Origin of the sequence: Streptomyces sp. ISL-100 (assembly GCF_018614615.1) — a bacterium.
Lineage (GTDB): Bacteria > Actinomycetota > Actinomycetes > Streptomycetales > Streptomycetaceae > Streptomyces.
On record NZ_JAGGOK010000148.1, the window covers coordinates 19,674 to 31,155 of the forward strand.

General features: G+C 67.6%; 15 protein-coding genes and 1 pseudogene. 12 read left to right on the forward strand and 4 right to left on the reverse strand.

Translation table 11 applies throughout. From position 1 onward, the window contains the following. Window positions 1-27: 27 nt before the first annotated feature. The gene (locus J7E89_RS40125; RefSeq protein WP_214981448.1) at window positions 28-255 is read right to left on the reverse strand and encodes a DUF397 domain-containing protein; all 228 of its coding nucleotides are present in this window, start codon (window positions 253-255) and stop codon (window positions 28-30) included. Continuing rightward, entirely contained in the window at window positions 252-593 is a 342-nt protein-coding gene (locus tag J7E89_RS40130; protein ID WP_308315777.1) for a DUF5753 domain-containing protein, read from the reverse strand. Before J7E89_RS40130 ends, J7E89_RS40125 begins: the two co-directional genes overlap by 4 nt. Window positions 594-711: 118 nt before the next feature. Between J7E89_RS40130 and J7E89_RS40135 the strand changes: the two are divergent. The 12 genes and pseudogenes from J7E89_RS40135 to mihF all read left to right on the forward strand — a co-directional run. After that, window positions 712-1,134: pseudogene (locus tag J7E89_RS40135) on the forward strand (IS5 family transposase); the annotation flags it as partial. A 117-nt stretch (window positions 1,135-1,251) separates the two neighbouring features. Then, a complete protein-coding gene (locus J7E89_RS40140) occupies window positions 1,252-2,370 on the forward strand; it encodes a tyrosine-type recombinase/integrase (protein WP_214981451.1) in 1,119 nt (372 codons plus the stop codon). Next, entirely contained in the window at window positions 2,367-4,613 is a 2,247-nt protein-coding gene (locus J7E89_RS40145) for a tyrosine-type recombinase/integrase (protein WP_308315776.1), read from the forward strand. The genes J7E89_RS40140 and J7E89_RS40145 overlap by 4 nt, the downstream gene beginning before the upstream one ends. Further along, window positions 4,603-5,043 carry a DUF6262 family protein gene (locus tag J7E89_RS40150; RefSeq protein WP_251061747.1) on the forward strand — a complete coding sequence of 147 codons (441 nt, stop codon included), beginning with the start codon at window positions 4,603-4,605 and terminating at the stop codon, window positions 5,041-5,043. The genes J7E89_RS40145 and J7E89_RS40150 overlap by 11 nt, the downstream gene beginning before the upstream one ends. 181 nt (window positions 5,044-5,224) lie before the next feature. Beyond that, window positions 5,225-5,596, forward strand: a complete 372-nt coding sequence (locus tag J7E89_RS40155) for a hypothetical protein (RefSeq protein WP_214981453.1) — start codon at window positions 5,225-5,227, stop codon at window positions 5,594-5,596. Window positions 5,597-5,711: 115 nt separating this feature from the next. Then, window positions 5,712-6,059 (forward strand): transposase, encoded by a 348-nt coding sequence (locus J7E89_RS40160; protein WP_308315778.1) that lies wholly within the window; start codon window positions 5,712-5,714, stop codon window positions 6,057-6,059. Between the two features lie 753 nt (window positions 6,060-6,812). Then, window positions 6,813-8,363 carry an alpha/beta hydrolase gene (locus J7E89_RS40165; protein ID WP_214981455.1) on the forward strand — a complete coding sequence of 517 codons (1,551 nt, stop codon included), beginning with the start codon at window positions 6,813-6,815 and terminating at the stop codon, window positions 8,361-8,363. A 149-nt stretch (window positions 8,364-8,512) separates the two neighbouring features. Beyond that, complete coding sequence (locus tag J7E89_RS40170) at window positions 8,513-8,686, forward strand: hypothetical protein (protein WP_214981456.1); 174 nt, start codon at window positions 8,513-8,515, stop codon at window positions 8,684-8,686. Between the two features lie 316 nt (window positions 8,687-9,002). Continuing rightward, on the forward strand, window positions 9,003-9,248 hold the full coding sequence (locus J7E89_RS41665; protein WP_251061748.1) for a hypothetical protein: 246 nt from the start codon (window positions 9,003-9,005) through the stop codon (window positions 9,246-9,248). Next, window positions 9,206-9,889, forward strand: coding sequence for a recombinase family protein (locus J7E89_RS40175; protein WP_251061749.1), 684 nt, complete (start codon window positions 9,206-9,208; stop codon window positions 9,887-9,889). Before J7E89_RS41665 ends, J7E89_RS40175 begins: the two co-directional genes overlap by 43 nt. Then, complete coding sequence (locus J7E89_RS40180) at window positions 9,886-10,074, forward strand: hypothetical protein (protein ID WP_214981458.1); 189 nt, start codon at window positions 9,886-9,888, stop codon at window positions 10,072-10,074. The genes J7E89_RS40175 and J7E89_RS40180 overlap by 4 nt, the downstream gene beginning before the upstream one ends. A 79-nt stretch (window positions 10,075-10,153) precedes the next feature. Beyond that, window positions 10,154-10,468 (forward strand): integration host factor, actinobacterial type, encoded by a 315-nt coding sequence (gene mihF, locus J7E89_RS40185; protein ID WP_214981460.1) that lies wholly within the window; start codon window positions 10,154-10,156, stop codon window positions 10,466-10,468. Window positions 10,469-10,527: 59 nt separating this feature from the next. On the opposite strand, the gene J7E89_RS40190 is transcribed toward mihF, so the two are convergent. Both J7E89_RS40190 and J7E89_RS40195 read right to left on the reverse strand, forming a co-directional pair. Further along, window positions 10,528-11,109, reverse strand: coding sequence for a DUF6245 family protein (locus J7E89_RS40190; protein WP_214981462.1), 582 nt, complete (start codon window positions 11,107-11,109; stop codon window positions 10,528-10,530). A 22-nt stretch (window positions 11,110-11,131) separates the two neighbouring features. Continuing rightward, window positions 11,132-11,359: a helix-turn-helix domain-containing protein gene (locus tag J7E89_RS40195; protein ID WP_374197000.1), complete on the reverse strand. Its 228-nt coding sequence runs from the start codon at window positions 11,357-11,359 to the stop codon at window positions 11,132-11,134. Between the last annotated feature and the right edge of the window lie 123 nt (window positions 11,360-11,482).

An 11,482-nucleotide genomic window follows, 5' to 3' on the forward strand; every position in this document is an offset into this window, starting at 1 on the left:
TGCGGCCCTTTCGGTCTTTGCCCGGTCCTACAGGGAGCCGTCGATCATGCCCTTGCGGAGGGCCGACCATTCGGCGGCGTTGAAGCACAGAGCGGGGCGCGAAGGGTTCTTGCAGTCCCGCACGGCGATGGCGCCGCCGGGCAGGTCGGTGATCTCCACGCACTGGCCCTCGCCGGCGCTGTAGGGGGACTTACGCCAGTCGGCGCCGGTCAGGTCGTGGGCGTACAGGTCGGCCTTGGCGGTGTTGTCGTTCACGTGCTGGTGCCTTTCATGCGGTTGATGAGGCGGTTGATGCGGGCCAGTGAGTCGCTCACCGGCAGGGCGGCGGCCACGATCTGGCCGAACGCGTCGTCGTAGAGCTTCACGTCGTCGGTGCCCTCGACGTAGCTGGTGCCCTTGAGATTCTCGAACTGCACGACGGTGGGCATCGGGACGGGGAAGGAGGCCAGGTCGAAGGCGCCGGCTCCGCCGGGGTGCGGGGTGGCGTCCAGCGGCATGACCTGGATAGTGATGCCGGGCACCTCGGAGGCGTCCAGGAGGCGCTGGAGCTGGTCGCGCATGATGCCCGGGCGGTCGGAGAAGCGGCGGTGCAGGACCGCTTCGCCGCTGCCGACGCGTCTGAGAGCCTGTCGGGTGGCTGATCATGCGTGAAGCGTGACGGTCGCGATCTGCCCTCCGGGCATGGCGACGGCCCCGGAATGATCACGTGGTGTGTGCCAGTGCGACAACTCCGAGGCCGTCAGCGGCCCATGCTATCCATCCAGCCTGACCGATGAGATGTGGGAGGTCATCCAGCCGCTCCTTCCCGTGCGTGACCTGCGAAAAGGCGGCGGGGTGCGCAAGTACGGAGACCGGTTGGTGCTCGACTCGGTCTTCTACGTGCTGCGCTCGGGCTGCCAGTGGCGGATGCTCCCGCGCGATCTGATGCCCTGGGACGCGGCCCACCGCTGGTTCACCAAGTGGCGCCGGGACGGCACCTGGGACCGCGTTCACGACGAGCTCCGCCGCCAGGTCCGGATCGGGGCCGGACGCGATCCCGAGCCGTCGGCCGCCGTGATCGACGCCCAGTCGATCAAGACCAGCGAGGGCGGCGAGGCGCGTGGATTCGATGCGGGCAAGCGAACGACAGGGCGTTATCTTAAGCCCACACGAGCGTGTCCTTCATGTGTGTGAAGCACCCTGAACCTCCCCCAACTCCCGTCGTGGTTGCGGTTATCTGCCGCTGTCCATCACGTAGGAACTGGAGGTGCGATGCGGGTACAGCGGGTGCTGTCTCCCGACTCGATGAGGGAGTCGTGGACGCTGCTGGGGGACGATTGGCGGCCGGTCGGTCCGGTGGAGTCGTTCCTGGCCTATTTGGCGGCAGTCGAGCGGTCGCCGAACACCGTCAAGGCGTACGCCCACGACCTGAAGGACTGGTGGAACTACCTCGACGGCCGGGGCTTGGATTGGATGACGATCGATCTGGAAGCGATGGCCGGGTTCGTGGCCTGGCTGAGGTTGCCGCCGGCGGCTCGGAGCGGGGCGGTGTCGGTGCTGCCGACGGTCGGGCATCACTGCGCGGCCTCCAGCGTGAACCGCAAGCTCGCCGCGGTCAGCACGTTCTACGAGTTCCACGCCCGCAGCGGCGTCGAGGTTGCCGAGGTACTGGTGACGATGCGCCCGGCCGGACGGCACCGGTCCGCGGCGACCTCCTACAAGCCGTTCTTGCAGCACGTCGCCTCGGGCAAGCCCCAGCGGACGAAGACCATCAAGCTGAAGTCCGGGCTCAAGCGCCCCCGCGTCCTGACCGCCGTTCAGGCCCAGACGGTCCTGGACGCCTGCGAGCATTTGCGCGACCGGCTGCTTTTCGCCCTGCTGCTGGACACCGGCGTCCGTATCGGCGAGGCCCTGGGCCTGAGGCACGACGACATCGAGATCGCGGAGAAGCAGGTGACGGTGGTGCCGCGGCAGAACGACAACCGGGCCCGCGCGAAGTCCGGCCGAACACGGACCATCCCGGCGAGTGCGGAGTTGATGCGGTTGTACTCCGACTATCTGCACCGCGAGTACGGCGCCCTGGACTCCGACTACGTCTTCGTGAACCTCTTCGCCGAACCGCAGGGCCATCCCTGGGCCTATCCGGCCGTCTATGACCTGGTCAGACGCCTACGGAAGACCACGGGCATCATTTTCGAGCCCCACCAGTACCGGCATACCTACGCCACCTGGCTGCTTCGGCGCGGGGCCGGGATGGAGAACGTCAAGGAACTCCTTGGACACGCCTCGATCAGCACCACGATCGACACCTATGGTCATCTGACCGTCGAGGACGCCCGCCGCACCCTGGAGCACGCCGGCTGGTTCACCGGACGGGAGGTGCGGCTGTGACCGTCGCCACCCTCACACCTGACCGTGGACGGGCCGGGCTGCTGGAGAAGCTGCTGGCTGCCGTCCGGGCCGAGTTCCGAACCGAGATCTACCACCCGGATCCCGATCACCGGGTCTTTGTCTCTCCTCAGTGCGCGGTCACCGGCTGCGACCGCGTGACCTGGCAGCAGGGGCTGTGCAACGGGCACGTCATCCGGTGGCGCCACCGCGGCCGACCGCCCATGGAGGACTTCCTCGCCGACCCTGGACGGCCGGTTCGGGGCCGCGGTGAACTCGCAGCCTGTGTGGCTGACGGCTGCCGCTTCGGCGTCAACGGGCGGGACTTGTGCATGAGGCACTACGACCGTTGGGTGCGGGCCGGACGGCCTGACCCCGATGCGTGGGAGCCGCCGGCCCTGGCCGTTCCTGACCCGGTTCCGGGTGAGTGCCGTCTGCCGTTCTGCACGCTCTGGGTCGACAACCCCGGGAAGATCTTCTGCCGCGGTCACCACGACCGGTGGAGGAACACCGGCCGACCGGAGGTCGAAGAGTTCGTGGTGGCCTGCCAGTTGAACGGCACCGCGGCGATTGACCTGCGTGGGCTGCCCGCCCAGTTGACGCTGGAGTTTCAGTACGGGATGCAGTGCAGAGCTGACGCCCACCGCCGCACGACCCCTCCCCGTGATGTGATGCATGCGGTCCGACTGGCGAAGTCGTCCCAGGTGACCTCGTTGCTGGACCTCGACGAAGCTCAATGGCGCCAGCGCGCAAAGTCCCGGGTCCGTGAACCCGTGCTCTTCTTGATCGAGACACGTGACGCAGTCGAGACGCTGCGGGACGGCGCCGGCTGGGAGATCGAATATCCGCGGGACGTGTGGCGGATGGACAGACTTCCCGGTATCGCGCTTCCACATGCGGCAGCCGCCCCCAGGGCCCGGCTACGGCTGGACCGGATCGCCCAGCCGTGGTTGCGTGACCTGGGCAAACGATGGCTACGGCTGCGACTGATGTCCGGAATGAGCATCAGCACCGTCCACAACAGTCTGGAGGCGGTGGCCTGCTTCAGCCGCTTCCTTGCCCATGCCGGGATCGACCGGCTTTCTGATGTCGACCGCCCCCTTCTGGAACGCCACCTGGCCTGGGTTGCTTCTCAGCCCGGCGAGTGGGGCCTGAAGAAGACCCGTATCCAGGGGCTGAACCTGTTCTTCCAGGCCATCCGGCAGAACGGGTGGGACGACACCCTGCCCGGCACCGCCGCCTACTACCTCGGTGACACCCCACCGCCTCCTCCTCAGGTCTCCCGGCGCCTGGCCGAGCACGTCATGACCCAGATCGAGTCCGAAGACAACCTTGACCGCTGGACGGACCCAGCCGGCAGGCTGATCACGCTGATCCTGGTCCGGTGCGGACTGCGGATCTCCAGCGGGCTCACGCTGGACTTCGACTGCCTCATCCACGACGCCCAAGACGCCCCTTACCTGCGCTACTTCAATACCAAAATGAAGCGGGAAGCGGCCGTGCCCATCGACGAGGAACTCCAGGACGCCATCCGCGAACAGCAGCGAAGCGTCCTCGCCCGTTGGCCGGAGGGGACTCCAGTGCTCTTCCCGAGGCCGCTCGCGAACGTCGCCGGGACCTTTCGGATCGCCGACGGCAGCTACCGCCGAAAGCTCAAGCGCTGGCTGGCGACCTGCGACGTCCGCGACGAACACGGCCGTCCCGTTCGCTTGACCCCTCATCAATGGCGTCATACCTTCGCCTGCCGGCTGATCAACCGGGACGTCCCCCAGGAAGTCGTACGCGTTCTCCTCGATCACGAGTCGGACCGGATGACCGCCCATTACGCAAGAATCACCGACCAGACCGTCCGGCGCCGCTGGGAAGCGGCGATGAAGGTCAACATCAAGGGCGAACGTGTCGCTCTCGCCGCCGACGGCCCACTCGGCCAGGCCCAGTGGGCCAAGACCCGCTACGGCATCGCCACCCAGACCCTGCCCAACGGCTACTGCGGACTGCCCGTCCAGCAGACCTGCCCGCACGCGAACGCCTGCCTGACCTGCCCAGTCTTTCTCACCGGGCCGGAGTTCCTGCCCGAGCTCCGCGAACAGCACACCCGCACCTTGACACTGATCGACAACGCCAGGAGTTGCGGACACACCCGCGTCACCGAGATGAACCAGCAGGTCGCCGACAACCTCGACCGCATGATCCACGAGCTGAAGAACAGCCATGAGCAGCAGGGGGAAATTGCCGATGCGGGCTGACAACTCTTACCTGATCGTCTCCGCGGCCCGCCGCCGGGCGGCTGCAACCCGCCGAAGAGCAGCATCCGCCCTGCGGCGAATGGACACCACCGGCGTCGTGATCACCTTCAAGACCGTCGCCCGCGAGGCCGGCGTCTCTCGGTCCTGGCTCTACAACCAGCCGGACCTGCGGGCCGAGATCGAACGACTCCGGGGCCGACACCGCCCCGTCCCCGCGGCGCGGCCGGTTCCCGAGCGGCAACGATCCTCCGACGCGTCGTTGCTCCGTCGCCTGGAGGCCGCGACCGAACGCAACCAGCGACTGGAGGCGGAGAACCGCGAGCTCAGGCAGGCCCTGGCCCTGGCATTGGGCGAGCGCCGCACGGCCGACATCTGCGGCATCCACGCAACGCCGAAGCCTCCAGCTGAGAGAGCGATCGGCCCACGCTGAGAAGCTGATGCAGCGGCATCCCGACTGCACTGTTCCGGCTGCCTCGCGGGAGCTCGGCGAGGATATGCGGTCGACGAAGGGAGAGCTGTTACGGCACCATCCAGGGCGAGGTCCGATGTTGAGGAGCACGGTGATAACTCAGGGCGCGAAGATCACAGCACGATGCGAGGCATGCAGCGGCGTGCTGATACTCGACACCGGCCAGTTCATCGAGCGCGGTCGCCTGTGGTGGGGAACCGAAGGAAACTGCCAGTCCTGCCCCGTCGCCTGGTGCGAGCAAGACAGCGGCGACGCGACTCCGGAGGAGATCCGCCAGGTCCTCTTGGCAGAACATGGACCTGCCCGGCTCAGGCTGACAGAGCCCGATGCGAGTGCAGTGCCCGTCCTTCGCGCCCTTCGAGAGGTGCACGGCCTGTCACTGACACAAGCACGGGCTATGGCAGAGGAGTTGAAGACTACCGGCCTCGTGGGCACGCTCGTCGAGATGGAACTGGTAGCCGCCCGGCTCCGACACCATTCCGTCAAAACGACAGTCGAGACATCGTCCAGCTGACCCCCAGGAGCGAGCGACACGCCGGGCAAGACACTTTCCGCAGCCGCAAGAGTCCCCAGCACCCCGCGTCGAGGACACTGTCCGCATCGCATCGTCCCTGGTCAAGCCCATCCTCATCGCGACGGCTCAAGATAAAGGCCGGAAGAGACACGTGATCGTTGACACGATGGGCCTGCTGCTGCTGCTGGTCGTCGCCGTCACCTCCGCGTCCGTGCAGGACCGCGCCGGAGGCCGCACTGTCCTGGCCCGGCTCGCCTCCGGCTTCCGCACGATCAGTCTGGTGTGGGCCGACGGCGGGTACGCCAACTCCGTTGATTCCACGCTGCTTTCATGGGCTCGCGACGCGTTGAACATCGTCGTCGAGATCGTGAAGCGGACCGACGACGTCAAGGGCTTCAAGGTCCTGCCCCGCCGCTGGCGGGCAGTCGCCCGCCTGGACGCAATCATCGACGAACGCTTCTAGCTGCGCATCGGTGACCACCCGCCCCAGGGCGATGTCCAACAGAGAGTTGTCCGGATTGACCACCGAGTCCAGCACCATGGTGCGAAGAGGCATGGTTCATCCGCCTGGCGCGCCGTTCTTGGGGCCGCCCTCACGCATGCAGCGGCCGCTACCACAACAAGAGTCTCGTCCGAGATCGCCGAAGAGCTCGACCTGAAGGGACCGGAGCGGCCAGTCAACATGCAAGGAGGGACTGCCGCATCACCGGCGCCACTGCCGAGAAGCACGCCGCGATTGATCGGGGCCATCGACCAGCGCCCGCCTGCCCTACCTCGGCGCCCCAGGCCGGCCGCGTCCACGGAGTCGGTGTACGGCCATCAGCCGCTCACCGGTTGCCTCGCAGGTCTGTCCACGCGTCGGCGGACGGCACCCAAGATCGGTACACCACGTCCGTGGACATGACCCCCAGGCCGCCTTCACGCGCCCAGAGGACGATGAGACCGGCTCCCGAGACACGCGCAGGTCCCGTACCACTGCCAGCGCCGACAACCGGCGCCCCTCGTCTACTCGTCTTCACCCGGGCCGCAAATCGGATGCCACCAGCTCGTCGATCAGCTGGGCGTCCACAGACTTCGCGGCTGCGTGGGCCAGGGGTCGGTCTTCCATCTGCCAGGGCGAACGCGGGCGTGCCACTCGATTGGCGGCGCTGTGATGGCCGATGAGAGGCGCAAGCGGTCCTATTGGGGTGGTGTGTCGAGCTGCTCAGCGGAGGCGATGGTCGTGTTCAAACTACGTGTGACCGGCGTCCTCGGTCTCGCGCTGTTCCTGTCTGCTGTGCCGGGTTGCGGCGGGAGCTCTGATGAGGCGGGCAGCGGCACCACGCCCTCGTCGGCGGGCATGGCCAAGATCAGTGCCTTCTCCGGCCAAAGGCTGGACTGGAAACCTTGCGCCAAGGGGCAGAAAGCTCTCTGCTCCACGGTCAAGGTGCCCTTGGATTACGCGGATCCGGGCCCCGGAAACCTCAGCATCGCGATGTACAAATTTCCGGCGACGGGCAAAAAGAAGGGCTCGCTGCTCGTCAATCCGGGCGGCCCCGGCGGGCCGGGCCTTGAGTTCGCCGCGATGATGGCCCGCTCGCCGCTGTCCAGTAGCTACGACATCGTCGGCTTCGACCCGCGCGGCGTGGGGGCCAGCGGCCAGATCCACTGTCTGGACGATGCCGCCCACGATGCGTACTACGCCGCACCGACGGCCCCCACCACAGCAGAAGGCAGGAACCAGCGGCGTCAGGCCGCCAAGAGACTCGCCCAGGCTTGCGGAGAGAAGCATCTCAAGCTGCTGCCGCACGTGGGTACCGAAAACACCGCCCGCGATCTGGAGGTGATGCGCAGTGTGCTGGGGGACAGAAAGCTCAACTTCCTGGGGGTTTCCTACGGCACCCTCATCGGCCAGTACTACGCCGAGCAATACCCCTCCAGGGTCGGCCGGATGTACCTGGACTCGGTGATGGACCCGGCTCTGCCCTTGCCGAAGATCATCGAGGATAACGCGGCGAGCTCGCAGCAGACCCTTGAGCGGTTCCTCGACAACTGCGTCACACAGAAATCCTGCCAGCTCGGCGGAAGCCGTGAGCAGGCGGAGCAGAAGGTCCTCCAGATGGTGAAGGCTTTGGACGCCACACCCGTCCCGGTCGCATCCGACCCGAGGCGCCCCGTCACCGGATCAGATCTCCGCGAGGCTGTCCTGGAAGGGGTTGGGAGCGCCGGAGAGTGGCCGCAGTTGACCCAGGCCTTGGTAGCTGCCGTCAAGAGGGACTTCAGCGGCATCCGTGATCTTGCCGACTACAGTCACGGCCGCGGCGAGGATGGAAAATTCAGCGGCGAGGATGAGACATTCCTCGCCGTCGCCTGCAATTTCGCCTCCAAGGACGACCGCAGCCACCGGGCACTGGACCAGGCCATCGCCGAAGCCACCCGCAAGTCACCGCTGTTCGGGCCCCTCGACATGTTCCGGCCCTGCTCGGACTGGCCGGTGGCTTCGTCGGTCACCGCGCACGAGGTCACCGCCGACACCCCGGAACCGATTCTGCTGGCGAACAACAGCGTTGATCCCGAGACCCCACTCTCGTGGGCCAAGGCAGCAGCCGAAGGGCTCGAGGACTCCACTCTGGTCACCAACGAGGGCGCCGGCCACGGCTTCCTGGACATGGGCCCATGCACGGGCAAGGTCATGACTGACTACCTCATCAACGGCACCGTGCCCAAGGCAGGCACCGTCTGCAAGGACACCGGGCTCGGCAAGACAGGTGAAACGGTCGGCAAGTAAACCACCCAACGCCCTGGAGAAGACCGAGCAGGCCCCGGCTGCACGCACAGCTGCCGCCGCTGTCCGAAGGCTCCCCATTCACCGACCCCGGCCCGGCCACCCACCTTCAGGGCCTCGCGGACCTGCTGAACGGGCAGGCGGGACGCAGAATGATCCCTGGCCCCCACCGCACCAAAGGCGGCGCCGCCCAGCTCGGAGCCCGGCACGGCGAACGTGGCCCGTTCGGTGCCCACCGCGACGGCCAGGAGGAGGACGAGACCGCCGAGGAGAACCCCGCACTCCCCGTAAACGGGCTGGTCAGCGGGCACTCGGCCCAGTCATGATGAGCGCCGGACCCGTACGACGAGAGGACGCCCGCCCATGGCTCTGCCGCCGCTGACGAAGGCCGCCCGCCAGAAGAGCCGGAAAAGGCGACCGCGCGCCGCCGCGAGCGCGCCGACCTTCTGGACGAACTCCGCAGCGGGTGACCGTGAAGGCAACCGTGGGCCACGACGGTCACGCTTCGTGCTCGCAGAAATGAGTAGTTCTGCGAACGATCAAGGCTCGTGAAATCGAGACCTTTTTTATCCCTATTCGTCGTTCGCATAACTTCTCGCAGAACAGGGTTCGCACAATGGTCCCTGATATAGCTTCTGCAACATGAGTTCACTCGCCGAACCGGCCACGGCCGTCGAACAGTTCGACTGCCCGACCTGTTCCGTCCCCGCCGGAAGCACCTGCCGCACCCGCGGCGGCAAGGTCGCCCCGAAGTACCACACCCCCCGCTTCATGCTCGTGCCCCAGCTCCGCGCCGAACTCGAAGTCCGCATCCCCGCAGAGCGGGCCCCGGTCACGCCTGGGAGATGGGCCCGTCCGTCGACGCGGCCGTCCCCGAGTCCCAGGTGAAGCCCACGAGGGTGGGGTACGCCCGTTGCAGTACCGCCGCGCAGGAGCTGCAGAGCCAGCTCGACGCCCTGAACGAGGCGGGCTGCGAGCCGGTCTTCTCGGAGAAGATCAGCACCCGGATCAAGGTGCGGCCCGAGTTCGTCAAGGCCCTCGCCTACGCACAGAACATCAAGAAGGCCGTCCCGCACCAGCGGGTCATCCTCACGGTGCACGAGATGAAGCGACTGGGACGCGGCGCCGCCGAGCTCCTGACCATCGCCGAGACGCTGCGCAGCGATGACATCCAGCTCGAACTCCTCACCGGCCCCCTTCAAGGCGTCTACGACCCCTCCGGGCACGGCGCCGCCCTGTTCGCGTTCTTTGCCGGCATGGCCGAGTCTGAGCGCGAGTACATCCGCGAGAAGTCCCTCGAAGGCCAGGTCTCCGCCCGCGAACGGGGCCGCCACGGCGGACGCCCCAAGGTCATCGACGACGACCAGGTCGCCTACGCCCGCGCCCTGCGCGACCAGGGCGTGCCCGTGCCGAAGATCGCCCAGAAACTCGTCATCTCCACCGGCAAGAACAAGGGCGAGAACCCGTCGGTGGCCACCGTCTACCGTGTCCTGGCCGAGGCCGACGCCGCATCGGAGGAGAGCCCGTGATCGCCGGAATGCACCGCACCAAGGGCGGCGGCCCGCAGCTCGGCGCGAACACCCCGGGAACGTACGGGCCGTTCGGACCGTACGGCGGACGCGACGAGCCCGCGGCCACCGAGGAGAGCCGACCGGCGGATGACCCCGGCACCACGGAACCGACTCCGGCGGGAGCCTTCGGGGAGAACCCGTAAACCTGCTGGTCACGGCCCCACAGGCGGGTACATGATGAGCCCGTCACCATACGCACACAGACGAAAGGACGCCGTCCCCATGGCACTTCCGCCGCTTTCCAAGGCCCAGCGAGCAGCTGCGCTCGAAAAGGCCGCCGCCGCACGGACCGAGCGGGCCGAGGTGAAGGACGCACTCAAGCGCGGCGCGCTCTCCCTGGGCGAGGTGGTGGCCGACCCATCCAAGTCGGTGGGCAAGATGCCGGTCCACTCGCTCCTCGCCGCTCTTCCAGGGATCGGCAAGATCCGCGCGATGCAGATCATGAAGGAACTCGGTATCTCCGAGAGCCGTCGGGTCCGCGGTCTCGGCAGCAACCAGAAGGAACTTCTCCTCGCACGCTTCGCACCACAGGGCTGAGCGCCCACCGCGCGGCCGACATCGCGGTGCCGGCGCTCTTCGGTCTCGTACGACACGGCCTACAGGCCGACCGACCTGAGCATGTTCAGCAGCAGTTCGGTGTTGTCGACCGCAGCGCCGAGCGCCTCGCGGGCCGTCTGCAGCTGATCGGCCTGCGCTGCCAGGGTCTCCACGTCCCCCTGGGCGACGGCATCTTGACTCGCCACGATCACACCAAGCAGCAGGTGCAGGGCCGTGGCGGTATGCGCGGCGGCCAGCGGGATCGGCCCGGCCTCCATGTTCTGCGCCATCGCCCGCACCGGAGTACCGGAGCGCAGGACCTGCCACCGTAGGAACTCCACCCGCCGCACGGGATCGTCGAGTCCGGCTCCGGCGGCCTTGAGCTGTTCCTCCCAGGCCGCGACGTGGGCGTCGGGGTCGAGTTGCACCGCATCGGCCATCGCCGCCTCGGCCTGGACCACGCCGAGCAGCGCGTTGACCATCCGCACCCGGTAGGCGTCCGGCCCGCCGAGCCGGGCGGCTTCCGCCGCATGCTCGGCGGGGGTGTTCTCCCCGTCGTACAGACCCAGCGCGGCCATCGCCGCGGCGATCTGCTCCACCGTGGCCGGAGCCTCGCCCCGCTCCTTTTCCCGCTCGCTCATCCAGGCAGGCTATCCACGCCGTTCACCCGGCGTCCGGCGAAGCGGCAACCTCCCGTACAGCCCCGCCGCGCGAGCGGAACTCCACCCCGGCGTCGGCGAGGAGCCGGTGCACCCCGCCATACGAACGGCCCGTCGACTCGGCGAGCGCGCGGATCGAAGTCCCCGTCTCGTACTGGCCCTTGAGCTCGGCGGCGACTTTGTCGCGCTCCGGGCCGGGCATCAGTTTGCGGGCCGGTTTCTTCCTCGACATGAACAGCGCTCCCCTTCTCGTAGGACAAGCAGACCCCGCCATGATCGCGTGAGGCGGACGGCAACGGTACGGGTTCACCCGATCCGGCCTCATCCCGGCCGGTACGGTGGTCGCATGGTGCGA